Annotated in this window: 23 protein-coding genes and 1 pseudogene; 18 read left to right on the top strand and 6 right to left on the bottom strand. The window is 60.7% G+C overall.

The annotated features are described in order from the left end of the window. Positions 1–129: 129 nt before the first annotated feature. Positions 130–1,302: a PDDEXK nuclease domain-containing protein gene (locus QZY03_RS23275; RefSeq protein ID WP_295585050.1), complete on the bottom strand. Its 1,173-nt coding sequence runs from the start codon at positions 1,300–1,302 to the stop codon at positions 130–132. Further along, complete coding sequence (locus tag QZY03_RS23270; RefSeq protein WP_295585048.1) at positions 1,299–3,296, bottom strand: class I SAM-dependent DNA methyltransferase; 1,998 nt, start codon at positions 3,294–3,296, stop codon at positions 1,299–1,301. Before QZY03_RS23270 ends, QZY03_RS23275 begins: the two co-directional genes overlap by 4 nt. 569 nt (positions 3,297–3,865) lie before the next feature. On the opposite strand from QZY03_RS23270, the gene QZY03_RS23265 reads away from it, so the two are divergent. Genes QZY03_RS23265 through QZY03_RS23250 form a run of 4 tightly spaced genes read left to right on the top strand, consistent with a single transcriptional unit; the run spans position 3,866 to position 8,159 of the window. Next, positions 3,866–4,861, top strand: a complete 996-nt coding sequence (locus QZY03_RS23265; RefSeq protein ID WP_295585046.1) for a hypothetical protein — start codon at positions 3,866–3,868, stop codon at positions 4,859–4,861. A 10-nt stretch (positions 4,862–4,871) separates the two neighbouring features. Further along, positions 4,872–5,249, top strand: coding sequence for a hypothetical protein (locus tag QZY03_RS23260; RefSeq protein ID WP_295585044.1), 378 nt, complete (start codon positions 4,872–4,874; stop codon positions 5,247–5,249). Then, positions 5,239–6,828, top strand: coding sequence for an ATP-binding protein (locus tag QZY03_RS23255; protein ID WP_295585042.1), 1,590 nt, complete (start codon positions 5,239–5,241; stop codon positions 6,826–6,828). The genes QZY03_RS23260 and QZY03_RS23255 overlap by 11 nt, the downstream gene beginning before the upstream one ends. Beyond that, on the top strand, positions 6,825–8,159 hold the full coding sequence (locus QZY03_RS23250; protein ID WP_295585040.1) for a sigma-54 dependent transcriptional regulator: 1,335 nt from the start codon (positions 6,825–6,827) through the stop codon (positions 8,157–8,159). Before QZY03_RS23255 ends, QZY03_RS23250 begins: the two co-directional genes overlap by 4 nt. 156 nt (positions 8,160–8,315) lie before the next feature. Here the strand turns inward: QZY03_RS23250 and QZY03_RS23245 are convergent, their stop codons facing one another. Beyond that, entirely contained in the window at positions 8,316–9,062 is a 747-nt protein-coding gene (locus QZY03_RS23245; protein ID WP_295585038.1) for a DUF2202 domain-containing protein, read from the bottom strand. 301 nt (positions 9,063–9,363) lie between these two features. Here QZY03_RS23245 and QZY03_RS23240 point away from each other — a divergent pair, with 301 nt between their 5' ends. The 8 genes from QZY03_RS23240 to QZY03_RS23205 all read left to right on the top strand — a co-directional run bounded on the left by QZY03_RS23240 (position 9,364) and on the right by QZY03_RS23205 (position 17,519). Next, positions 9,364–9,786, top strand: coding sequence for a DUF29 family protein (locus QZY03_RS23240; RefSeq protein ID WP_295585037.1), 423 nt, complete (start codon positions 9,364–9,366; stop codon positions 9,784–9,786). Positions 9,787–10,065: 279 nt separating this feature from the next. Then, on the top strand, positions 10,066–10,452 hold the full coding sequence (locus QZY03_RS23235) for a hypothetical protein (protein ID WP_295585054.1): 387 nt from the start codon (positions 10,066–10,068) through the stop codon (positions 10,450–10,452). Positions 10,453–10,642: 190 nt separating this feature from the next. Next, positions 10,643–10,924, top strand: coding sequence for a DUF1778 domain-containing protein (locus QZY03_RS23230; protein ID WP_295585035.1), 282 nt, complete (start codon positions 10,643–10,645; stop codon positions 10,922–10,924). Beyond that, a complete protein-coding gene (locus QZY03_RS23225) occupies positions 10,921–11,415 on the top strand; it encodes a GNAT family N-acetyltransferase (RefSeq protein ID WP_295585033.1) in 495 nt (164 codons plus the stop codon). The genes QZY03_RS23230 and QZY03_RS23225 overlap by 4 nt, the downstream gene beginning before the upstream one ends. A gap of 97 nt (positions 11,416–11,512) precedes the next feature. Beyond that, complete coding sequence (locus QZY03_RS23220; RefSeq protein ID WP_295585031.1) at positions 11,513–12,484, top strand: DUF1848 domain-containing protein; 972 nt, start codon at positions 11,513–11,515, stop codon at positions 12,482–12,484. An 87-nt stretch (positions 12,485–12,571) separates the two neighbouring features. After that, entirely contained in the window at positions 12,572–13,759 is a 1,188-nt protein-coding gene (locus QZY03_RS23215) for a hypothetical protein (protein ID WP_295585029.1), read from the top strand. 19 nt (positions 13,760–13,778) lie between these two features. Further along, entirely contained in the window at positions 13,779–15,725 is a 1,947-nt protein-coding gene (locus QZY03_RS23210) for a hypothetical protein (protein ID WP_295585027.1), read from the top strand. Continuing rightward, entirely contained in the window at positions 15,726–17,519 is a 1,794-nt protein-coding gene (locus QZY03_RS23205; RefSeq protein WP_295585025.1) for a hypothetical protein, read from the top strand. 160 nt (positions 17,520–17,679) lie between these two features. Here QZY03_RS23205 and QZY03_RS23200 read toward each other — a convergent pair whose 3' ends face one another. Both QZY03_RS23200 and QZY03_RS23195 read right to left on the bottom strand, forming a co-directional pair. Next, complete coding sequence (locus QZY03_RS23200) at positions 17,680–17,856, bottom strand: TraU family protein (RefSeq protein ID WP_295585052.1); 177 nt, start codon at positions 17,854–17,856, stop codon at positions 17,680–17,682. A 242-nt stretch (positions 17,857–18,098) separates the two neighbouring features. Then, positions 18,099–18,329, bottom strand: a pseudogene (locus tag QZY03_RS23195) (type II toxin-antitoxin system RelE/ParE family toxin); the annotation flags it as partial. A 203-nt stretch (positions 18,330–18,532) separates the two neighbouring features. Between QZY03_RS23195 and QZY03_RS23190 the strand changes: the two are divergent. The 3 genes from QZY03_RS23190 (at position 18,533) to QZY03_RS23180 (ending at position 19,646) form a co-directional block, all read left to right on the top strand. Next, entirely contained in the window at positions 18,533–18,973 is a 441-nt protein-coding gene (locus tag QZY03_RS23190) for a type II toxin-antitoxin system Phd/YefM family antitoxin (protein WP_295585023.1), read from the top strand. Positions 18,974–19,104: 131 nt separating this feature from the next. Next, positions 19,105–19,371, top strand: coding sequence for a DUF4258 domain-containing protein (locus QZY03_RS23185; protein ID WP_295585021.1), 267 nt, complete (start codon positions 19,105–19,107; stop codon positions 19,369–19,371). Between the two features lie 5 nt (positions 19,372–19,376). Next, entirely contained in the window at positions 19,377–19,646 is a 270-nt protein-coding gene (locus QZY03_RS23180) for a DUF2283 domain-containing protein (protein ID WP_295585019.1), read from the top strand. 69 nt (positions 19,647–19,715) lie between these two features. On the opposite strand, the gene QZY03_RS23175 is transcribed toward QZY03_RS23180, so the two are convergent. After that, positions 19,716–20,054, bottom strand: a complete 339-nt coding sequence (locus QZY03_RS23175) for a hypothetical protein (RefSeq protein ID WP_295585017.1) — start codon at positions 20,052–20,054, stop codon at positions 19,716–19,718. Between the two features lie 218 nt (positions 20,055–20,272). Between QZY03_RS23175 and QZY03_RS23170 the strand changes: the two genes are divergently transcribed. From QZY03_RS23170 to QZY03_RS23160, 3 genes are all read left to right on the top strand, one after another. Continuing rightward, entirely contained in the window at positions 20,273–22,060 is a 1,788-nt protein-coding gene (locus tag QZY03_RS23170) for a hypothetical protein (RefSeq protein ID WP_295585015.1), read from the top strand. An 84-nt stretch (positions 22,061–22,144) separates the two neighbouring features. Continuing rightward, the gene (locus QZY03_RS23165) at positions 22,145–22,930 is read left to right on the top strand and encodes a DUF2272 domain-containing protein (protein ID WP_295585013.1); all 786 of its coding nucleotides are present in this window, start codon (positions 22,145–22,147) and stop codon (positions 22,928–22,930) included. A 201-nt stretch (positions 22,931–23,131) separates the two neighbouring features. Beyond that, the gene (locus QZY03_RS23160) at positions 23,132–23,539 is read left to right on the top strand and encodes a VOC family protein (protein ID WP_295585011.1); all 408 of its coding nucleotides are present in this window, start codon (positions 23,132–23,134) and stop codon (positions 23,537–23,539) included. Positions 23,540–23,662: the final 123 nt, after the last annotated feature.

Below are 23,662 nucleotides of genomic sequence, written 5' to 3'. Positions count from 1 at the left end.
TGATCATCGTTCCGGCCAGCGCTGCTCATTTGGAGTCCAAGGCTTCAGCCTTGGCCTGCCGATCCAAGGCTGAAGCCTTGGACTCCAGCCGGCCGGTGCCTCGGCTGGCCGGAACGATGATCAAGGCCTTCATTTTCCAGCCTCTATTTCCACCCGGACCATATCGGCAAGTTGTTTAGCGGTAGGCAGTTTCCCGCTAAACTCACCCGGCAGTTTCGACTGCAATTCATAGACCGCGACGCCGATGGGATTGGCCTTGGTGCGCAGCGCATACTCGACCTCCACGTCATCCTTTTCGGCGCAGAGGATGATCCCGATCGAGGACTGATCCCCGGGCCCGCGCTCCTTGTCGTTAAGCAAATTCAGGTAAAAATCCATCTTCCCCGCGTGTTCTGGCTCGAATGCGCCGACCTTCAATTCAAAGGCGACCAGCGCCTTGAGGAAGCGGTGATAGAAGAGCAAATCAATGAAATATTCCTTTTCGCCCAGCGTCAGTCGGTATTGGCGCCCCACGAAACAAAAGCCATAACCGAGTTCGAGCAGGAACGCCTGCAAACGGGCAATGAGACGGTCTTCCAGTTCGCGTTCTCTGACCGGGCGGCGGATGTCGAGAAACTCCAGATTGTAAGCACTCTTCATCATTTCATCGGCCTGTTCCGCCAGATATTCCGGCAGGGCAAGCGGGAAGTTGTGGGTCTTCTTCTCCGTTACCGCCCGTTCATAGGCGCTGGCCTTGATCTGATTGAGCAAGACATTGCGTGACCAGCCGAATTGCGCGGTCGCACGCAGGTACCAGATACGGGCGGCGGGTGACTTGATTTTCTTCATTATTTCAACATGATGCCCCCAAGGAACTGGACCAAGCAAGTCTGGCACAAGCTGTGCCAGTAAGTGATCCTGGTCGCTGACGACGAGTTGCCCGGCGGTTTCCGCGCCCGTCCGCTCCGGCTTGTCTTGATCAGGACCTTTGATTTCTGGCACAGCCTGTGCCAGAAATTCGGGCGACCTATACTCGAGATAGAGTTGCCGCATCCGCCAGAGGTTGAAGGACGAAAAGCCGGTGGTTCCCGGAAATGCCGTCTGGAGATCCTGGGCCACCAACTCAACAACGGACTCGCCCCAACCCAGCTCCTGCTGTTTCTCGACGATTCGGCGCCCGATATCCCAATAAAGCATGATCAGTTCGTGATTGACCTTCCTTGCCGCGGAAATGCGGGCGTTCGCGACGCGCGCCTTCAGTTCTTCTATGAACCGCCGGTAGTCGGCATCGCTCGTCAGGTTGGTATCCGTCGGCATTTTCATTGAGTAAGGCCCTCCAGCATCTTCTCGGCATCTTTCTCCAGCCTCCAAAACTCCGCCAGCAACTCTTTCGCGGGCCTGGGCGGCTGGTAGCGGTAGAAATACTTGTTCGGCAAAATCTCGTAGCCGAGGATGGGCTTGCCGTCCTTCCTCGTCTCCTCCCAACGGATGATCGGCTTGGCGATCTCGCGCGTGAGAAAGGCGGCGATGTCCTCGCCATGCGGGATGTATTCGTCGTCCTGCACATAGTGCCGGTGGGTCCATTCGACCGCGAGCGTCTCGTCCGCGCCGGCCAGTGCCTCCTTGAACTTCTTGGCGGCGTTGTCCTTGGATGTAACGGTGAACGCAACGGTCTTCTCCTCGCCCTTCACCATCAGCCGCACGCGAAAGCTCAGGTCGCTGGCGTGGAACTCCTGTTCTTTCTTGAGGTTGGCGGCGCTGAAGGTCTTCTGGTAGGGCTCGGTGACGATGGCGGGCTGGTCGTGTTCATCGGTCTGCCAGAAGACGACACTGACCTTGTGATAGGCGAACGACTCGCGCGCAAAGATCTTGACTTGCTCATCGGCGTAGCCCTCGGCCCAGCCGTCGCGGTAGCGCGCCTCGATCCAGGCGCGATGGGTGTCGGTGATGCGGTTGCGTTTGTTGCCGAATGACTTCGGCTCTTTCTCGAACTGCCGGCGGGCGTCGATGAGCATCACTCGGCCCTGGTGGCTCAAGGGCTTGTCGTTGCGCAGCAGCCAGACGTAGGTGAAGATGCCGGTGTTGTAGAAGAGCTGGTCGGGCAGCATGACGATCGCGTCGAGCCAATCGTGCTCCAGAATCCAGCGGCGGATCTCGCTCTCCCCGCTCCCGCAATCGCCATTGGAGAGCGGCGAGCCATTGAAGATGATGGCGATGCGGCTGCCGCCCTGCGCGACGGGGGCCATCTTGGCCAGCATGGTCTGCAAGAACAGCAGGGCGCCGTCGTTCACGCGCGGCATCCCGGCCTGGTAGCGCGTCCGCTCCAGCTTGCGGGCCTCCTTCTCGTAACCGTCCTTGCCGCCCCAGGTGACGCCGAAGGGCGGGTTGCTCAGCATCCGGTGGAAGCGCCACTTGGTCTCCGGCCATTGGTCGCCGGGCTCTCTGCTGTAGGGGTCGTCCGAGATCAGGGAGTTACCGAGGTGGACGGTCGCCTGCCGGTCGTTCTTGATGAGCAGGTCGGCCTGGCAGACGGCGTAGTTGGTGGGTGACAACTCCTGGCCGTGAACGGTGACGAATTGCTCGACCCGCGCCCGTTCCTCCGGGGTCTCGGCGCGCTCCAGCAGGTGCTCCTTCGCCACGGACAACATGCCGCCGGTGCCGCTGGCGGGGTCGTAGATGGACAGGTGCCGGTCCGGGATGGGGATATCGAGCAACTCGACCATCAGGCGGATGACCTCGCGGGGCGTGAAGTGCTCCCCCGCCTCGTCGCCGCTCTGCTCCGAGAAGCGTCGCAGCAGTTCCTCGTAGATGTAGCCCATCTCCAGCCCGGAGAGTTGGTCGGGGCCCAGGGCCAGTTCCTTATACTGGTTGAGGATCGGGGCGAGCCGGTTGTTCTTGACCATCAGACCGATGGTGTCGCGGTAATTGAAGTGCTCGATGATGTCATCGACGTTGCGCGAGAAACCATTGATGTAGGAGAGGAAGTTGTCCTTCAGCAGGGCATGGTCTTCCTCGTAGACCGAGCGTAGGGTCCAGTCTGTGCGATTGGAGAACGGGCATTGCTTGGGGTTCAGCTCCAGCCCCTTGACCCACTTGGCGACTTCGTCCGCAGTCAGGTTGGGACGATTCGTGCGCACCTCGGCGGACTTCTGCTTGCGCCAGTCGATCAGTACGCATTCCAGCCGGCGGATGACGATGATGGGCAGGATGACGCTCTGGTATTCGTAGGACTTGAATTTACCCCGCAGGCGCTCGGCGGACTTCCAGATATCGGAGGCGAGATTGTCGAGCTTGGGCTTGTTGAGCGAGAGGGCCATGTGGATGCGCGATCAGTGACGGACGACGGAGAATACATTCGACCACCCGCGACGGGGGCCTGGCCATCTTAGCGCGTCGGGCGCGTCACGGCCCGGCCGCGATCACCGCGGGCGACGCTTCGGACGTTGACGAGGCCCGTCGCGGCCGCCCGCACTTCGTAGGAGCCCGCTTGCGGGCGACGTGACCTGCCGGAATCGCGTCATTCTGCCCCCACCCGTCGCCCGCAAGCGGGCTCCTACGGGTTGGACCTTTCGCGGAAATCACCTTGCGCAGGGTTCCGTCCGGTCGTGGACGGTCCGCACAGCGGACCCTAGGGTTCATCGGGCAACAGCGTCATTGACACGAAAAGCTTTTAATATTAAAATGTTACATTGCTTCTCCCACTTTGCGAACCCGTAGATTGCAGCACTACCCCCAGCAGATGGAGAATAAACGCCGCGGCCGACACCGAGGCGCGGCGCGTCGTGCCCCAAGCAAGAACCCGAAACGGCGCCTGCTGATCGTTTGTGAGTGCAGTCGAAACGATTCGGCCCCGTCGATAGCCGCCCGCTAAGCGACACGGACTCACGTGCCGCAGCGCGCGCAATCCAACCGAAACGCCGCCCGGCGCACGCATGCGCGACGCCGCGCCTTGCCGCTGGCGCTGCTCGCGGCCGGGCCGATCCTGGCCGCTCCACTGAGCGGAGCGCTGGAGGGCGACGTATCCGCCGGCTACGACTCGAACCCCGCGCAAAGCCATGAGGCAACCGGGCTGGCCTTTGCGCGCTATGTCTTCGCGGCAGTGCAGCCGATCGGGTTGGGCGGGGCCGATGTCAGTCTCGGGGCGAGCGGTTTCTATACCGACTACGAGGCGGCCAACGACAATTACCGCTTCGCCCTGAACGCCGATTGGTCTGGTGCATGGCCCGGCGACAGCGGTGTTCTGACCGTATCGGCAGCGGGGGCCGCCTACCGAGATGCGTTGGTGCCGGCGGATGCGCGTAATGAGGCGGCGCTGACGCTTCGCTATGAGCGGATTCTGACCGCCCGCGACTCGCTCAACGTTACTGCTGAAGTCCGCCAACTCGCTTACATTTATCCATCGCTACCCTGGGCCGGACGGCCCGGGTCCGGACCCAGCGTCCCGACATCGGGCCAGTCCGGGCGGGCACGCGGCGGCCTGGCGGTACGCCGTACCGACCTGCTGTCCGGAGTTGGCGTCGATGCCACCCACGCCTGGTCGCCGACGCTGTCAAGCGTCCTATCCTTCGCCATCGCCCGGTGCAGCTCACCGGTCCCTGTCGATGCCTATCTGCGCAGCGGCGCCGGGTTCCTGCTACGCGCCGAACCACGGGTCGATTGGTCTCTGGAACTGGGTCTTGGCTGGTCACGCACCGCCTATGACCGGGCACCGCAGCAACAGGAACGGGTTGATAACGAACTTGCCGCCGGCCTGACTCTGCGGCGCACGGTCCACCAAGGCGAGCTGTTTTGCAGTCTCGATTGGATCGACAGCCGCTCCACGGTCGCGACGCGCGCGTTTCGACAACAGGTGACCCAATGTGGCTTCGCCTGGTCCTTCTAGCCGCACGCTGATGCGGCAAGCCGCGCTGGGTCTCTGGTTCGCAACGGTGGCCGTCGTCATGCCCGCCGCCGGCGCACCGGACCCGGTGCTGGCGCGGGTCTTATCCATTGCGCCCGATCGGGTGACCTTGACCCTGGACGAACCCCAAGGCGACGCGACCGGACCAGTGGTCGTCCCGCTTGGGGAGGCGGGTCTGCCACCCGGGATCACGGTCGGTCAACGGGTCCGGCTTTGGCCTGGGGCAGCGCCTGGCACCCTGGACCCCTGGACGAATGCGCGGCTGGTCCCGCTCGAACGCGAAGGGATCGAGCGCGACCGCACCGGAGTGCGCGCACGGCTGATGCACGGCGCGCAACGCGGCCTCGGCGGAGGACGTGGTGGACGCTGAACCCAATCGCCGTCGCCTGCCGCCCCCCTGGTTGGGCCATCTGCTGGTGTTTGGACTCCTGTTCGCCCTGGTGCTGGGCTGGTTTTTTATTCAAACCCGACAGGCCCAACACGTCTTTCTCGACGATGCCGGAGTACGCGCCCATCTGCTGGCCGATGCCGTCATCCTGCACGCCCGCGGCGCTCTGGTCGCGGAGGACGTCACCGCCGCCATTCTCACGCGTTTTCTCGGTAACTCAGCCCGTTTCGTCGACTATCTCGACGAGATCGCACCCTTTCGACCAGATGAACTGAGTGCCTTCGCCGACCAGGCCGGATTGTCCGTGATCCGCATCGTCCGCGCTGACGGTACGACGATTCAGGGCCCGGAGGATTGGCAGCCAGGTGAGACGCTGGACTGCACCCGCCTGGACCGGTTGATCCGCCTGGCCGAGGCGCACACACTCATGCTCGGTGTCGCGCCTGACCTGGGTGGCGGCTGTGTGCTGGTCGGCATGGACAGTCGCCAGACCGAGGCGCTGGAAGCGGCCGTCGGACTGCCTCAGGCGCTGGCGTCGGTCGCGAACCTGCCCGGCGTGGTCGCGGTGCGCCTGGAAGGCGAGCCGCACGATGCGGCGACGCCGGTCGCCGCGGTCGAACCACCCCCAGTCCTCATGTCCCGTCGCCCCGACGGGACTATCGTCGCCCAAGCCAGCGCCCCGGTCGCCGGGGCGCGGCTGATGCTGGAACTGGACGCCGGACCGCTGTTGACCAGACGCGGGCGTCTGTGGTGGGAGTTCCTCTGGTTTGTGGTGGTCTTGGCACTGGCCGGGGGGATCGGAACCTGGGTGCTGATCCGCCACCAGCGCACCCACGAGCGCCAGCGCCTTGACTATGAACGCCAACTGTCGCGGCAACGCGAGGAGGCCGGCCTGGGTCGGGCCGCCGCCGCCATCGCCCATGAGATCCGCAATCCGTTGAACGCCATGGCGATGGGTCTCCAGCGCCTGCAACTGGAGGCGGACGAACTGAGCGCCGAACACCGTCGGCTGGTCGACCTGGTGCTGGCCGCGGTGCGGCGCACCAACGGCACCGTCATCGGCCTGCTGGACTATGCGCGACCGCTGCGGCCGCGGCAGGAGCGGATCGCGCTGGACGCGCTGCTCGCCGATCAACTGAGCCTCTACCGGCAGCGGATCGCGGCGGCCGGGCTCCAACTCGAACTCACGCTGAACCCCGCCACCTGGGCCCTGGGCGACCCTGACCTGTTGCGGCAGGTGCTCGACAATCTGCTGCGCAACGCGCTCGAGGCTCAAGGCGGCGGTGTGCTGGAGATACAGATCTGGTCCGACCCCGACGGCGCCCATCTGGCGCTGGCCAATGATGGTTTAACGGTCCCGACCCAAGACCTGGAGCGTCTCCTGGAGCCCTGGTTTACCACCAAGGCCGCGGGCACCGGACTGGGACTCGCCATCTCCCGGCGCATCATCCTCGCCCACGGCGGCAGCCTCACGCTGGAGGTGCCGCGGCCCGGTCGACTGCGCGTGCATCTCACGCTGCCGTCGCGTTCATCCGACGAAGGTAGTATCCGATCAAAATGAATATTCTGATTGCCGACGACGACCCGATGCAGCGTGAACTGCTGGCGGGTTTTCTCGAAAAACAGGGCCATCGGGTGCTGGCCGCCGCTGACGGAGAGGAAGCGCTGACCCTGTTTCGCCGCGAATGCGTCCAACTCGCCTTGCTGGACCATCGCATGCCCGGACTGAACGGTGACCAGGTGCTGGCGCGCATGAAGGCCGGCAATCCGCTGATCCGCGCCATCATGATCACCGCCTATGGCGCGGTGGAGACCGCCGTCAACGTGATGAAGCTGGGCGCGGACGATTTCCTGGAGAAGCCAGTGGACCTGATGGCGCTGCGGCAGAAGATCCAGCAGATCGAACTGGACCTTGCCGTGGCCGAGGACGTGGCCGGAGTGACCGAGGCACTGGAATCAAGCCCCCTGCCGCTGGAAATCATCGGCTCCAGCCCCGCGATGCAGGACACCCTGTCGCTGGTCCGGCGGGTGGCGGACAGCCCCTGGAGCGTCCTGATTCAAGGCGAGACCGGCACCGGCAAGGACCTCATCGCCCGCCTTATCCACCTGCTCGGACCGACGCCCACGGCGCCCTTCGTCGAGGTCAATTGCGCTGCGATCCCGGAGAACCTGTTCGAGAGTGAGTTGTTCGGACACGAAAAAGGCGCCTTCACCGGCGCCGACCGCAACCATCGGGGACGCTTCGAGCAGGCCACGGGCGGCACCCTGTTTCTGGACGAGGTCGGGGAACTCCCCTTGGCGCTCCAGTCCAAGCTCCTGCGCGCCCTCCAAGAGCAGCGCATCAGCCGGGTCGGCGGCGAGCACGACATCGCCGTGAACGCCCGCGTGGTGGCCGCGACCAACCGTGATCTCCAGGCGATGGCCAAGTCCGGCGCCTTTCGCGAAGACCTCTATTTTCGGCTCAATGTCCTGGACATCACCGTGCCGCCGTTGCGGCAGCGACGCGCGGATATCCCGGCGCTGATCGACCACTTCGTCACCCGGTATGCGCGCCGCCCCATGCAGTTTGCGCCGGAAACGCTGGACCTGCTGGTGCGCTACCAGTACCCAGGCAACGTGCGCGAGCTCAAGCACATCATTCAACGCAGCCTCACCCTGGCGCGCGGCAGCCGCTTGCAGCCGGCGGACCTGCCCGATGAGGTCCGCCAAGCGGAGGGGACCGAGCCGGGCCCGCTGCAGGAACGGCTGGACGGTCTGGAGCGCGACCTGCTGATCGCGGCGTTGAACCAGACCGACTGGGTACAGACTCGTGCCGCCGAGGTGCTCGGTATCAGCGAACGGGTGCTGCGTTACAAGATGGGCAAGTTTGGTCTTCGGCGGCCCGAGGGGTGATATAGCGTTCGCACCTGATATCCAGACAGACCTTCGTGTAGTGGCGGGTTTAAAACCCGCCCCCTACGTCCGGTTATCACGTCCGAAGGCTATAACAGTTCGTCACCAATGCATGCGCAGCAAACGACCACTCGGCTGCCGCAAAACGCCTACGCGTCAGGAGCAAGTCCCCTTGCCTTTACCTTTGCTGCCCTGACCGCTCCCCTGGCCGGCGCCGCCGCGCTCCATGGTTTCGCGATCAGCGAGCGCCGCCAGCACCCGGTCGGTTGCCGGCGCGCCCGCGATGCCGCCGCGCTCCATCGGGCTGTCGATGATCGCGTCCACGGTCGCCTGGTCCAGATGCTGCGCTTGGTAGACCGCGCCCAGGGCTTCGATCGCGGCGGCGAAGGCGCGCAAATGGTTGCGTGAACCGCGCAGCAAATTGCCGTACATCGTCTTGAGATCCGCGTTATCAGTCGCGTCCATGGCGTGTTGGACATCCTCAATGTCGACCTCCTCGATCAACCCGCCGACGCGCAATGCATCGAGGTAGGAGGTCTCACCGCGGGCGAGCAGATCATCGTACATTTGCTGCAAGTTGGGGTCGATGAAGCTGCCGGGAACGTCCGGGTTAACCGGATCGGGCAGTGCATACTTGGCCAGCGCGGCCTTCACCGCATCCATATGCTGTTGCTCGGATTGGGCGATGTTCGCGAACGGCAGCGCATCCCACCGGGCCTCCATGGCCAGGTAGGTGTCACGCGCCACCTTTTCCTCCTCGCGCATAAAGGTCAAGGACGCGGCTTCGGCGGCGTCAACACTCGGCAGAACCGGGCGGGTGCCGCGTGGACCGGCACCCAGAGCGGGCGCGGCGGCCAGGACGGCGGTCAGGGCGAGCGGGAGCAGACGGTACTTCAGGTTCATCACAGAGTCCTCGTGGGATGCAGCGAGATGCTGTCATGAGCCTCTAAGCACGATCCGTACCACAAAAAATACTAATTTATTTCTATCACTTATGGTTTTTCGCCAAGCCTGGACCTCGACGAAGACGATCGGGCTCGACAGAAATGTCGACCGCGCCAAGCGTGGCCATGCGCATCGCGCAGCACGTCGAACCGCTTAGGAAGACGAAAATCCTTCGCGATCTGCTATAGGATATTCCGGCAATCGCCTAAGATCTGCGCATACTGTCGCCGGATTTCCCGGCGATTCGGCGGGGGACGCGATGGACGAACTGCTGCAACTGCGTGAACACATCGAACACGGCCGCTATGCCGAGGCCCTGGTCCTGATCGGGGAACTGGACGAGATGAGCCGTGACGACAAGATCCAGAAGATCGAGAGTTATCTCCAGGTCCTGCTCCTGCACCTCATCAAACAGCGGGTGGAGCACCGAACGACCCGCTCCTGGGACGTCTCGATCCGCAATGCGTCCGACGCGATCCGCCGCGTCAACAAACGCCGCCGCTCCGGCGGCGCCTACCTGGACGACGCGGAGCTCGCCGAGGCCATCGACGAGGTCCTGCCCTCCGCACTACGCCACGCCTCCCTGGAGGCCTTCGAGGGCCGACACGACGAGGCCGAGCTCGCGGCGCAACTCAAAATGGATGAACTGAAACAAGACGCGCTGTCGATCATAGGCGCTTAGCCCTCACCCTGACCTTCCAGAGCTCCCCGCCTCAGCCGCGCTTCGAGTAGCCGGAGGCTGGGGTTTGCCCGGGGTACCTGAGTAGTTATAGCGTTCGCACCTGATATCCAGACAGACCTTTGTGCAGGGGCGGGTTTGAAACCCGCCACTAGGTCCGGTTATCACGTCCGAAGGCTATAACAGGCACGAAGTAAACATCCACCAACAGTTGCCGTCCAAGACATAGCGACGCATGATCACGCACAACCGGCAAAGATCCCCCCACCCAGAGTCCGAACGGTGACCGAAAACCCCAGCGACGACTATGACTCTCCCTGGAAAGAGGCGCTTGAGCGCTATCTGCCGCAGTTCCTCGCGCTGCTCTTCCCGTCCGCCCACGCCGGCATCGACTGGTCGCAGGGTTATGAATTTCTGGATAAAGAGTTGCAGCAAGTCTCGATCCGCAATGCGTCCGACGCGATCCGCCGCGTTAACAAACGCCGCCACTCCGGTGGCGCCTACCTGGACGACGCCGAGCTCGCCGAGGCCATCGACGAGGTCATGCCCTCCGCGCTGCGCCAAGCCTCCCTGGAGACGTTCGAGGGCCGACACGACGAGGCCGAGCTCGCAGCACCACTCACGATGGATGAACTGAAACAAGACGCGCTGTCGATCATCAGCGCTTAGCCCTGAACCGGAGGAGACACACGCTGGGCCTTCTCCTCTTTCAGCACGGTCAACTTGACGCACTCTAACGCCGCGCCCCGATCGGTCTCCAGCACCGCCGGATCGCGATCAGGGACCCGCTCGGCCAAGGCGTGGCAGCGTGCAGACAACTGGAGTACAATTTTTCAAGATTCACTCTCTGGAGTCTCGCATGAGTACCACCACGACCAAAGACGGCCGCCTCAACATCCGCTGCGACTCCCGTGCGCGGCAATTACTCGACAAGGCAGCCGCCTACGCCCAGACCAGTGTGTCCGACTTCGTGCTGTCCCACGCCTTGGCTTCGGCCGAGGAAGTCGTGCAGGCGAATGAGTCGATGACCCTGACCGCCATGGATTTTAAAGCCTTTCTGGCCGCCCTTGATGGCCCTGTCGAGCCCAACGCGGCTTTGGCCCGTGCCTTCGACCGTCATGCCGAACAAGTCCGGCAATGACCGGCTACCGTATCCGTCCGCTGGATGGGGCGGTCGATGCCGGGGCCTTTCAGTGCGGGCAGGCCACCCTCGATGACTATGTCCGTCGTTTCGCGTCGCAGGATGTAAGACGGGGCGTCGCGCGGGTCTTCATCGCCACGCCCGATGACGATACGCGCCGTCTGGCGGGATTCTTTGCGTTGAGCGCCGGCAGCGTCAACTGTTCAGACCTTCCGGCAGACCTGGCGCACAAGCTACCCCGGTATCCGGTGCCCGTGGCCTTGCTTGGTCGACTGGCGGTTGCTACGGCTTTTCAAGGGAAGGGCCTGGGATCGATCCTGCTCGCCGATGCCTGCCGGAAGGTGGCGAGCGCCAGCGCAGTCTTGGCGGTCGTCGGCATGATCGTCGATGCCAAAGACGAGCCAGCGGCGGCCTTCTATCAGCATTTCGGGTTCATCTCGTTGCCGGGGATACCCGATCGCCTACTCTTGCCTGCCAAGTTCTTTAGATGACTGTCTGTTGTCTCAGGGCATAAAGCATGTCCCCGTAAGCCGGCATGCGCGCCGCCTTGCCGGAAACCAGATCCCATCAGTTGAGCGAAAACGTAATATGAAGATCCGTGTCATCAGCGCAAGCCGCCGTACCGATATCCCCGCGTTCTACGGGACTTGGCTCACGAATCGCGTTCGCGCCGGCTGGTGCGCGGTACCGAATCCGTTTAACAGCAAGCAGATCTCGCGTGTCGAACTGAATCCGCGGGAGACGATTTTTGTTTTCTGGACCCGCTGGGCAAAACCCTTCATCAAGCACCTCGACGAACTGGAGCAACTCGGCTGCCGTTTCTATTTTCAGTATACCCTGATCAACAATCCGAAGGCCATTGACCCCAACTCGCCATCACTAGAGAAGGCAATCGATGGCTTCCGGTGCCTCGCCGACCGCATCGGGGCAGAACGTCTGATTTGGCGCTATGATCCAATCCTCCTGTCGCAAACGACAGACCATGATTTCCATCTCCAGAATTTCTCCTACATCGCCGAACGACTGAGCGGTGCGACCAAGCGGGTCGTTGTGAGTATCGTCGATCCCTATGACAAGGCCGCCCGTCGCATGGATCAGTTGGGAAAAACGCAGCCGTCTTTTCGGTATCGCCCTTACCAGACTGAACTTGATCTTCCTCTATTTAGAAACCTAGCAGGGATAGCCCGGAACAATGAGCTTACGATTCAATCCTGCGCCGAAGAGATCGAATTATTGGCAGCAGGCATCCAGCCGGGTAAATGCATCGACGACGATCTCATCCGAACCCTGTTCGAAATTGATGTCACTCATGCCAAAGACAAAGGACAACGTAGCGCCTGCGGCTGTGTCGAAAGTCGCGACATCGGCATGTACGAATCTTGCCTGTTCGGCTGCGCCTACTGTTACGCAACGCAGAGTTTTGCGGCAGCAGAAAAAAACCATGCCTCGCACAACCCCGAATCGGAATCATTACTTGGAAACCATTGCGCTCCACCCGCTAAGGCCGCAAGCCGTTCATCTTCGATAAGCATTCCCTTTCAACCTGATTTGTTCGCCTGAGGCACTTGAGCACCGACCGCTCTGATTGAAAGGCGATGCACTCTCAATGACGGAATACGATAGCTGACACGTCAAAGAAGCAATAAAATGCCTTTTGAATTTCACTTGCCTTCATTAGAAGAAATGCGTGCGACGCCCGATGGTCTCGCAATGCTTCGGATGATCGACGATGACGACTTTCGCAGCGCCCTGATCACCGGATGCCCGGGCAGCGGCAAGACAACGGTCTCGATTTATCGTCTTGTACGCCTGCTTAGTCAGGGGCTGGATGTCCGATTTGTTACCTATCAAAATTTGCTGGTTCTCGCGATCCGTAATCTGGTACAGGCGCAACAGGTTGCACCGTCAAACGTGAGCACGTTCCACAAATGGTACTGCCCTCTGACCCATTCTGATTTTCGCACCGATGACCCGCCAACTGCTCAACAGATGATCGAACGCCTCGATCGCTCGGGTCTAACAAGCGGGCAGACAACCGAAATCCTGATCGATGAGGGCCAGGATCTCCCATTGTGCGTATACGAAGCAATCCCACGATATTTCGCGCGGTGCGTCGTCGGCGCCGACAATGCCCAACAGGTTTACGAGCATGGTGCCGAGGCCGACGACATCCAGGGTGCTCTGCGCACGAGTTTTGAACCCTATCGGCGTTTTTCACTACATAGAAATTTCCGCAATACCTACGAAACCTATCGCTTCTCACGTCAGTTTATACCCAAGACTAATCTGATTGCCTGGGACGAAGCGATCCTTGCGCGCTTGGAGCGATCAAATGACCGCAGAGGGCCGAAGCCATCGGTCATTGCCTTTCAGGATCTTGACCGCCGCAATGAGCATCTTCGCATCGTTCTCGATAATGCGGACGGGAATGTTGCAATCCTCACTCCACGCGGTCCGCGTCCGCTCAAGGCTGTGGATCCCTGCGAGTCTGTGGATGGCATCTACGATCTCGTGACGGAGATGGGCTTTCCAGCCACTAAGTATCATCATGGCGCGCCGGTACCTGCTGACCTGGAACGGTACGTGGTTACAACATTCAAGTCTGCCAAGGGAATGGAGTTCGACACGGTGGTGATTCCGCGGATCAATTTCTCCAATAAAATCGAGAAGGCATGGTATGTCGCCTGTACCCGTGCCAGAGGCCGACTCATTATTTATCGTGATCTTCAGCATCCATATTACGACCCGATTCGTCACCATTGCGAGCCGGATACCTATGATGCGGAAATCCTAACCGCCAGGCCTTTGATTTTCGAACGTGACAGTCCTTTCTGATCTGCGACAGGAGCAATTCATGGAAAAGCCCGAGCGATTCGAGCATGACGGCGAACAATTCGAAATTTTGAAACCCGGAGTAAGGTACATACCGGAAAATTCCAAGCGCTGCATTCGGGAGCAGGAAAAAAATCTAATAGGCATAAAGAAGGCAATCGAAGATAAACTTATCCGTCAAATAGCGTGCTCGATAGAATCCGACCTTTTCGGGGGAGAAAATATATACGAAGAGTATAGTGCGAAAACAAACCAACCCGAAATTCGCGAATTGGACAGCCCCGAGGCGACGATAGAGGCCGAGCGTCAGTCGTTCCAGGATTATTTCATGCCGGTCGACAAATACCGCGCACAGGTTTTCCTGATCCATGGGCTCATCTATCCCGCCATCTATGATAAGGCGGGGGCCAATGCGGATTTTGATGACTGCCAGACACGCGATTGTTTGACGTTTTATAGTATCTCGCAACCATTACTCAAGCATCAGGTGCTCCTGCGGGTCAGATTACGGCTTGAAAAAATACAGGGGGCCGAAAGTTCGCCGAGTATGTTGCGACTTTCCATACCGCTACCCATTTCGCGTCTGGTTGGCATCGAGATTCCCGCCATAGCAGGCGATCTTGATCGCTACATAAACGGATGGATAACGCCGGATTTACCCGTGCCCCGGCATCTTTTCAGTATCGCAAAAGAACCCTCGGCCGAGCATCGTGAAAACAAAGTCGTTGGCAACTTGCAAACAGTCGAGGTAGATCCTGCAATCCAAAAAGGAATATCGAGATTTGATCGTTACCTTGGAGTAATGGCGTTCTGGCGTAATGCCGACCGTTATGTTTCTAAGAAATCAGGATATTATGCAGACTATCCGGACAAGTATATCGAGATTTGCAAGATCATTCTTGACCATTCCGATTTGGACCCTGTCGATCGCTCGGCTTCGTTTCCCTTTCTGCTTGCCTTGCTTGACTTGATAGAGACGCCGTCGCGGCCAACCCTAGACTCGATTATCAAACTGGCGAAATCTCAGACTTATATTGAAAAAGATGTAGCGCGCGAACTTGCAAACAAAATCTACAAAAGTTGCGGAAACACTGCGGATTTGCAGCAGGCATTCGCGTCGCTTTTTAAGGGGGACTATCGGGCTTCGGTTCAAAAGCTCCAAGAAACGGTGCTTCCGATTGAGGCTGCGATTCTGGCTGCTCTGTATCAATATTCCCAACGTTCGTCGAATGATCACCAGACGGTCAAACAGCGATTACACGAAGATTGGCACAGCCCTGAGCACAGATACGCAGTCCTTGCTGCGCTCGGATCATACTATGGTTATACCATGCTGAATGCCCGTGAAACGAGCCTCTATTCGCTGCATCCATCGCTTGATTCAATTATCGAAAAGCGTCCTGACATAAAGTTTCATCTCGTAACAAAGTTCGAGCGCGAACTCATCGAGTCGCTATATCAGCGGGCATTTCAAGCAGTTAACTTGGACTCGAACGCTATTTATGGCAATCTCGCCACGCACAACGAAACAGAAACAACACAGTCGAGCGCTTTGATGCGCGATTTATCGTATTTTTATCGCGAGATGCGCATCCCACGATATGAAATTCCGCAACCCGTCCCTGACAGTGATCCTCGCTGCATGGATGGAATTCCAGCGTTAGTGGGCGAGTGGAACGACGATAAAGGCAGCCGACACGAAATCTCACCTATCGAGAAAGTATTCGAGCGGCTTGCAGCATGGAACCGTGAATCCGTCGATCAAGACAGCGAGACCGGAAAATATCTTTTCTTGCACTTGGTTCGGTTTTTAGAGGATGTCGTGATTAGGATCGACGGCGGGGAACCACCTATTAGCTACAGAGTCGCTAAGACTAAGCTGATCGAATTAATTAGAAACAGAACAATCACTCCCGACCTCGATGTGTTGGGCAAAGCTCTTGAAAAAGATATCCAAGGACAGCTCTGAATGACGCTTCAGGAACTTCAAATCGCGCTGCGTCGTTGCGGCTCGCTCGCTGCCTGCGACGTATTATTGCAGGCTCAGTTTCATGAGATCCGCCCGTTGTTCTACGGGCTGACGTGGCAGGAGCTGCATGACAATTGCCGCTATCTTGACTACGAAGACGCGTTTCTCACCTTCGAGAATTCTCCTTCAGGGCAAGCGATTCGCTCGGGAGAACGACCGCCTGATTCTGTGATTGCGCTGCTGATCTTTTTTCTTTCTCTATTCGAGAGATCGCGTTGTTACGCGCTGATACTCAATGTGAGCAATCTCCTTCCATCCGGTTCCTTGCGTGACCGAGGTGAGGCACTTGTCGAGTATAAGCACATCACTGACGCGCGTCGGGATTATCTCCGTCGCTTCGATCGCATTCTTGGTTTGCTTCAGGGCGCGTGGAATCACGGCAACGTAAAAGAGAGAGCTAAATGCGAAGACCTGCTTCAGGAGTATGCTATCGATTCCATACTTGAGCCGTTCGCCGCGGGTATCACCATTCGCCCCGAGATCGCAGCGCGTTTCCAAAACGAGTCAGACTTCCTGCGCTATCCGATTTTAGCCGATCGTTCGGTTCAAGAAATTTTTGATCTTTCGGAAAAAGGTCTAGAGCGCAAACGCATCGAATTAAGATCGCGTATCGTCGAGTCGCTACATGAAGAAGCCTGCTCACTGGCCCCCGGCGCGCTGCTGAACAGGTTTGCGGAAGAATTTTCTGGCGAGCCGATACCTGTCATCCAACAACATAAGACCCTCCCATGTTTTATCGATGAACAGCTCAAGACAATGGGGGCCGTCTACGCGCAGTTACGGCGGGGTGCCCGTATCAATTTCAACGGAGACTCGGATTATAACCGTATCTACCTTGGCACTTATTTTCCCAAGAGCGTTATTGAAAGCTGGAATATCTTCTCCGAGCTGCTTTCGATCCCGATTATCGCAGCGGCTTTTCGTCAGAAGGATAGCATTCGCGTCCTGGATATCGGATCGGGAACGGGTGCGGCTGTTGTTGGAACGCTCCTAGCTCTCAAAGATTGGGGGCAATGCCAATGCAGGACCCCCGTCGAAGTGACCTCCATGGATTTTAATCAAGATGCCCTCGCTAAACAAAATCTGATACTCGACGCCATCCGAGAAGATCTGCCTTTTGATCTGAAAACAGATCTGCGGCATCAACCTCTTCCCTTTGATCTCGACGGCTTCGTTCGTGATTTTTCGTCCGTTGCCCACAGTGAACGACGCAAATATGATGTTATCATATGCTGGAAGTGTCTCAGCGAGTTCTACAATGTCAGCTTTGCGGTTGCGCAAGGAATTATCCGCAATACGCTAAGCATTTCTTCTGGAATGCTCACTCCATTTTCGCTTTGCGTTGTATCGGATGTTACAACGACGGACAACGGATATGAATACTTCGCGCAAACATTCAACAGGGAATCCAATGAATATGAAATTACGCCGCAGGCCATAATGCGTACGATTATTCCGCTATCCTGCGCAACCAAGTCGACGACGTGTCGAGCACAGACCTGCTATACACAGCGCAGGTTTGAGGTCGTTCATCGGCTGGCTAGTCATGACGCCACGAAAATCGCTTATCGTGTCTTCGCTCCAACATCGTTCGCAGACTCCATTACCGCAACTTTTGCTAAGCAATGTTCTTACAGAGTCAATTCAGCCCGTCCGGACGAGGCGTGCTTGGAAGGAACAAAGGGGCACTTTTCAAGTGACGCACCATGCGGCTACACCGGTTTTTTTCGATGACGTGTATGGGCATTCCGGTGGCAGCATGCATAACTCCCGGGACGGAAGAGTATCAGCTGGTCGCGCGACTGTGGACTCAGACCGACGAAGCTCCGGCGGCTGCAAGCGATCAATCGAAGTCTTTCGCGTGCCAAGACATCCGGTTGAAGTATACGTCAGCCTAAGGTCCGAACCGGGGAAAAAGTGGGTCTCTGTTGGCGGCGTCACATTTCCGGTCCCAAAAACGATCAAGCAAGAAAAGTAACGGAAACGCGTACCAGTGGTAGTGCCAGAAGGCGACATCCGTGGAATCGTAGGCGCTCTTGCCCTCGGTCCCGATCAGCCGGCGACTGCCCATGCGAGTTCGACTCAGTTCCGGGGACAGTTCACTCAATTCGGTATCTGTAGGCTGCGGCGAGATCAACAAACTGCCCCCGGAGTTCTCGCCCGAAACTCCAGCATCGTTGCCGGATGCGAGTTAAGTCAAATCGGGATCGGCCGAGACGGGTGCATGCAATGCTCAACCTGCGGGGTTCTGTACCTTGGCAGATGCCGGCAGCCGTAACAACCGTTCGCTCCGCGAACGATGCGAACGCGCTACGGGTCGAGGCGATACACGAGATCCGGAAAGGAGGGTGTACCAACTCGCGCAGAAGGTTTGGCCGAACTCCGGAACGATACGCCCGATGCTCGGGTGCTCGGGTGCTCGGCGAGCACCTCCACGCGCTTGAAGATTTCGGCGACAAGCCGGCCGCCAACCTCCGACACCCCTTCGACGGCGTACCACGCCTGGATACCCGTCAAGTCGCCGAGTGCGGACTCGGCAATGATTCCTCGGGGGTCTCCTGCCAGATTCGTGGCCTCGGCGGTCGACGGTGGACTGCAACTCCAGCAGGATGCAGACGTAGAGCCAGGGAACCCGTCACTGCATCCCGCGCCTGCCAACCCGGCTTCTCGATCCGAGCCGGCCCGGCTAAGATGACCATGCCGGTGGTCATCGCACCACACCCCTAGCCCGCGGAGGGTGATTCCAAGTGACCGAGATCTCAGTTGCCGAGGCCAAGACCCGCCTGACCGGCCTGATCGATCGGGTCGAGGGCGGCGAGGTTGCGCATCTCACGCGCCACGGTAAATCGGTGGCCGTGCTCATGTCGGAGTCTGACGATGCCGCCATGCACCCCGACCAGACGCGGCCTGGTCTTTGGGAGGCCATTGTCGACTGGCGCACCCAGGCCGCTTTCGACTGGCCGGATTTGACGCCTGAGGAGGTCGACGGGTGGCGCGATCCCTCCCCGGGGAGGTCTTCGATTGGACCGACTGAGGTTCCTGCTCGACACCAACATCCTGTCCGTGGTGATCGGGCACCAGGAGGTGGTCACTCCATGCATCCGGTCCGGTGCGGACGAAACACGCCCGTCGGCAGGGAGTTTCGGGGACGGCATACTGAATACGAGTGGCCACAAAGCAAAGCTTAACAAAGTGTTGGAAGCCGCGGCAACTCCGACCTTGGCATTGTATCCAGGCCCCAAAATGTTGGGGACGGGGTTTCAAACCTCATCCCGCTTGAGAACCCCGGTCTCATCGGCAAAGGTTCGGGAGACAATAGATGGCACGAGCGCACCCTTGGCCGGACTGGTGGGAGTGGGAGATCGACCTCACCCCTCACCTGCTTAAACGTATGGAGGATCGGGATTTCAGCGAGGTCGACCTCCGGGAGATGCTACAACGCGCCAAAGCCTACCGGAAAGACGTTGTAGAAGAGCGGTGGGTCATTGTTACCCGCCTCCGTATGCAGCGCTGGGAGGTCATCGTCGAGCCCGACCCGATTGAGCGGCTGCTCGTCGTCATCACAGCCTATCCAGTCTCAGGGTGAATCACATGAAATGGCCGTATCTCGAAGTGACCTTTCGGCACGGGCGTCCATTGGCCGCCTATCTGTATCTGTCCCGCTCCCCCGGCGACCGGAGCCGACGCACGATACCGGCTGGGGTCGGAATGATCATCGACTACACCGAAGCGGGAAAACCGATCGGTATCGAAATTACGGCACCGGGAAAGGTAACGATCGCGGACATCAATGCAGTCCTCGCGAGTGTCAACGCGCCCGCACTGACAGCCGAGGACATTGCCCCGTTGCGGGCCGCCTGATATGCGTCGTCAGGGCTTCCAGCCCTGACGACGCACCCTGGGACGTCTCGACCTGAGATGCGAGCCCGCTCAGGCGCGGCGAATGGTCATCGACGCCTGGTGGCTGCCGACGATCTCGCAGAGTTGCCACTGCCCGTCGCCGACACCGCTGAGCGTCACGATAGTCTCGCGGCCGCACAGCCGGCCACAGACCCGCCATTCGTTGTTGCCGGTCTGCGTGATGGTGGCGTGAGAATCAAACCCGCCGATGTTGCCGGCCAAGCGCCACTGCTTGTTGCCGACCCGCGAGATCTCGGCGAAGGACTCGTGGCCGGCGATGTGGCCGTTGGCCTTGTACTTGCCCTTCACCGTCTCCTGGATGGCGGCGTAGGACTCCTGCCCGCCGACCCAGCCGGCTGCCTTGAACATCTGCGCAACCCCCGCCGCGGGGTCAGGTCCGCAGCCGTTGTGGTTGTCTGGCTTAGGTGATTTACCATCATTATTGTTGCACCAACTTTGGCGACGCGTTGCCACAACTCGGACGGACACCTCGCCGATTGCCTCTACTGTCGCGCCCGCCCGGTCGCACCGACGGCGCCGACCGGATACACTCACGGAACCTTGGCTCGGGCTCACCCTTGGTTGCGATGTCACCACATTCACGCTTTCTGTCCCTGTTGGCCGTCACTCTGGCGACGACCAGCCTCCTGCTCGCCGATCCGGCCGCCGCGGCGACCGCCTGCCAACCGGGCGAGCAGGCGCGGGTCTGGACCGCCCCACTGCGGCCCGCGGCCGGGGAGCCGTTCGAGGTCCTGGCGGTCGCGACCGACGGGGCCTTGGATCAACTCATGGTCACTGATCCGACGGGCAGTCAGACCACCCTGCGCGGGGTCCGTTACGGCGGACCGCCTTGGGGATTGCATGGCGGCGTGTTTCGGCCCAAGACCGGAACCTATCGGGTCGAGGCGACGCGCGGCGGCCGGGGTGTCGCCTGTGCCGAAATCAAGGTCGGCGGCGGTGCCGGAGAGCAGGGCACCGGGGACTGGGACCTGGCGACCCAGGCGTTCTATGCCGTCTGGATCGAACGGTTGTTCGACGGCCCGCCGGACCAGTCACTGAGTTTCGACTCGCTCGCTCCCGTGCTGCGCGACCCGGAGCGCAACTTCCTGCACGGCTATCTCGGCGCGGGTGAGGACAACCGCTTGCCCGCCGAGCCGGATTGCGCGGACCTACCCTATTTTCTGCGCGCCTATTTCGCCTGGAAGCTCGGTCTGCCGATCGCCTATCGACCCTGCAACCGCGGCAGCCGTAACGGTGCGCCGCGCTGCGAAGGTCCGAACATCGACAGCGCTTTCACCGGCACGCCAGCATCGGCAAAAGCATTCGGCGGGGTGACGCGGCGAATCATGGACACGGTCCACTCGGGCAGCGGGCGCACCGGCTTGCGCGACGAGGCGACCGACTTCTACCCGGTCCCGCTGGAACGTTCCGCGCTCTGGCCCGGAACCGTCTACGCGGACCCCTACGGACACGTCATGGTTCTGACCAAGTGGATCGCTCAGCAGCCGGGACAGCCGGGGCTGCTGCTCGCGGTCGACGCCCAGCCGGATAACTCGGTCGCCCGCAAACGCTTCTGGGAAGGCACCTTCCTGTTCGCCCAAACACCGAGCGCGGGACCTGGCTTCAAACAGTTCCGGCCGCTGGTACGGACCGGCGCAACCCAGGGCAGCGCGCGTCTGCTGCCCAACGATGCGCTCACCGGCCGCGACGGTCTGCCGCCCTATTCCACCGAGCAGGCGGGACTCGCGCCCGCCGACTTCTACGCCCGCATGGAGCGGCTCATCAATCCGGACGGACTCGCGCCGGAGGCCGCCTATGCGTCCACGCTGGCGGCTCTGATGGAACAGCTCCAGACCCGGGTGGACTCGGTGGACAAGGGCGAGGCGTATATGCGTGCCCATCCCGGCACCGTCATCCCCATGCCCAGCGGCCCCGCCATCTTCGAGACCACCGGCCCCTGGGAGGACTTTGCCACCCCGTCGCGTGACATGCGCCTGTTGATCGCCATGAACGTGCTGGAGGGGCTGCCCGAGCGCATCCGCCGCTATCCGGACCTCTATGTCCTGCGCGGTGACAGCGCGTCCGGCGCCGCCGCGCGGATCGCGCAGGTCCACGACCGCAGCCTCGACGCGCAGTTCACGACCTACACCCGCGGTGACGGCAGCCCCTGGCGGCTCAGCCTGCGCGACATCTACGCCCGCCGCGCGGGGCTCGAAGTCGCGTACAACCCCAATGACTGCATCGAACGGCGCTGGGGCGCCACGCCGCAGACCCAGGACTATGCCACCTGCCGTCGTCAGACGCCCGCCGAGCAACGGGCACGGATGGATGAGTACCGGCCCTGGTTCCACGAGGCCCGCCGGCCGCCGCGCTAGCGTTGACCGCCACTGGCCGGTGCTTCATCTGCCGCGTCATGCAGCGCACACGAAGTGTCGGCATCACTCAAAAGGAGTCCCCCCGTGCCGATCCCAACCACCTCCAAGGCTTGGCCCAAGCTGGCCGTGGCCCTTGTTTGCTGTCTGCTACTGGCTGCTTGCGGCGCCCCCGCCAAGCGACCCGACAGCGGCGACGCCGGAACCTGGAACGGACGCCGTATCGGCGTACCGCCGCGCGCCAACCCGGCGCTGCGGCAATCGATCATCGCGCGCGCGACCCGCGAGTGGGAGTATTTCAATCGTCAGACCGTGGTCTTGCGAGGGAGCGAGGAGAGCATTCCTCATGTCGGCACCTGGGAGGACGACGATACGAGCAGCAGTGAACGGGTCGCCGCCTACTGGCGGGCCGCCGGCAAAGGCGGGTTGAACGGGATGGACTGCAAACAACCCTGGTCCGCCGCGTTCCTCAGTTATGTCATGCAGAACGCCGGCGTCCCGGACGCGCAGTTCCGCCGCGATTCCGCGCACTGGGTCTACCTGGCCGGCATGATCGACGAGGCCGACTTTCCGGGCCGCTGGTTCGTCCCCCGGCGAATCGCGGACTACAGTCCCCGACCGGGCGATCTGGTGTGCGCCTCACGGGGCTTCTCGCGCCCGGCGACGATCGGCGGCTACACCAGCGCGCGCGCGCTGGAAGGCGCCAACCTCCATTGCGACCTGGCCGTCAGTCGCGGCGGCCAGACCCTGGACGTCATCGGCGGCAACGTCCGTAATTCAGTGTCCCGGACGACCCTGGAACTGGACGGCCAAGGCCGCTTGCAGCCGGTGCGCCGACGCCCGTGGTTTCTGATCATGGAGAACCGACTTTAGCCCCCGGTTCCCCTGTGCCCGCACCGTGGGAGCGGCCTCCGGCCGCGATGAGGCTTCGCGGGATACTGAACATCGCGGTTCGCCGCGGCACCGCATCGCGGCCGGAGGCCGCTCCCACACGCCCACGCAGTTGCCGGGCGTCGAGACCGCGTGCATGATTCAGCAGCAGACCACCCAACGATCCGGACGGAGGAAATCAGTATGAACATCGAACCCTATTTGTTCTTCGAGGGCCGTTGCGAGGAGGCGCTCGAATTCTACCGCCAGACGCTCGGTGCCGAGGTGACGATGCTCCTGCGGTACGAGGAAAGCCCGGAACCCGAGATGTGCTCGCCCGGGACCGAGAAGAATGTGATGCACGCCAACTTTAGTATCGGCAGCGCCAGGCTGATGGCCTCCGATGGCGCCTGCGCCGGGCCAGCCGCGTTCCAAGGTTTTTCACTCTCGCTCGCGTTCACCGACGCCGCCGAAGCAGAGCGGATATTCACCGCATTGTCAGACGGCGGACAGGTTCAGATGCCCCTGGCGAAGACCTTTTGGTCGCCCTGTTTCGGCATGGTCGCCGATCGGTTCGGCGTCTCCTGGATGGTCAGCGTCAACACCGACTGAAGAAGCCCCGACAGGCGCATCGCCCGGCGATGCCCCTGTCGGCGCGTTGCGGAAGGCGGGCGAAAAGAGGAGCGAGGTCGTATAGCCATCGGACGTGATGACCGGACGTAGGGGCGGGTTTCA

Origin of the sequence: uncultured Lamprocystis sp., from assembly GCF_903933125.1 — a bacterium.
Taxonomy (GTDB): domain Bacteria; phylum Pseudomonadota; class Gammaproteobacteria; order Chromatiales; family Chromatiaceae; genus Thiodictyon.
Note: the sequence above shows the minus strand (reverse complement) of the source record. Positions and strands in the feature narration are given on the sequence as shown.

Bases quoted from the DNA above. Each gene is read 5' to 3' on its own strand.
- QZY03_RS23240 (WP_295585037.1), top strand. From the start codon at position 9,364: ATGGACGAACTGCTGCAACTGCGTGAACACATCGAACACGGCCGCTAT.
- QZY03_RS23270 (WP_295585048.1), bottom strand. From the start codon at position 3,296: ATGGCCCTCTCGCTCAACAAGCCCAAGCTCGACAATCTCGCCTCCGAT.
- QZY03_RS23230 (WP_295585035.1), top strand. From the start codon at position 10,643: ATGAGTACCACCACGACCAAAGACGGCCGCCTCAACATCCGCTGCGAC.
- QZY03_RS23185 (WP_295585021.1), top strand. From the start codon at position 19,105: ATGGCACGAGCGCACCCTTGGCCGGACTGGTGGGAGTGGGAGATCGAC.
- QZY03_RS23205 (WP_295585025.1), top strand. From the start codon at position 15,726: ATGACGCTTCAGGAACTTCAAATCGCGCTGCGTCGTTGCGGCTCGCTC.
- QZY03_RS23260 (WP_295585044.1), top strand. From the start codon at position 4,872: ATGCGGCAAGCCGCGCTGGGTCTCTGGTTCGCAACGGTGGCCGTCGTC.
- QZY03_RS23245 (WP_295585038.1), bottom strand. From the start codon at position 9,062: ATGAACCTGAAGTACCGTCTGCTCCCGCTCGCCCTGACCGCCGTCCTG.
- QZY03_RS23275 (WP_295585050.1), bottom strand. From the start codon at position 1,302: ATGAAAATGCCGACGGATACCAACCTGACGAGCGATGCCGACTACCGG.
- QZY03_RS23225 (WP_295585033.1), top strand. From the start codon at position 10,921: ATGACCGGCTACCGTATCCGTCCGCTGGATGGGGCGGTCGATGCCGGG.
- QZY03_RS23175 (WP_295585017.1), bottom strand. From the start codon at position 20,054: ATGTTCAAGGCAGCCGGCTGGGTCGGCGGGCAGGAGTCCTACGCCGCC.
- QZY03_RS23220 (WP_295585031.1), top strand. From the start codon at position 11,513: ATGAAGATCCGTGTCATCAGCGCAAGCCGCCGTACCGATATCCCCGCG.
- QZY03_RS23170 (WP_295585015.1), top strand. From the start codon at position 20,273: ATGTCACCACATTCACGCTTTCTGTCCCTGTTGGCCGTCACTCTGGCG.
- QZY03_RS23250 (WP_295585040.1), top strand. From the start codon at position 6,825: ATGAATATTCTGATTGCCGACGACGACCCGATGCAGCGTGAACTGCTG.
- QZY03_RS23160 (WP_295585011.1), top strand. From the start codon at position 23,132: ATGAACATCGAACCCTATTTGTTCTTCGAGGGCCGTTGCGAGGAGGCG.
- QZY03_RS23180 (WP_295585019.1), top strand. From the start codon at position 19,377: ATGAAATGGCCGTATCTCGAAGTGACCTTTCGGCACGGGCGTCCATTG.
- QZY03_RS23210 (WP_295585027.1), top strand. From the start codon at position 13,779: ATGGAAAAGCCCGAGCGATTCGAGCATGACGGCGAACAATTCGAAATT.
- QZY03_RS23215 (WP_295585029.1), top strand. From the start codon at position 12,572: ATGCCTTTTGAATTTCACTTGCCTTCATTAGAAGAAATGCGTGCGACG.
- QZY03_RS23200 (WP_295585052.1), bottom strand. From the start codon at position 17,856: ATGGGCAGTCGCCGGCTGATCGGGACCGAGGGCAAGAGCGCCTACGAT.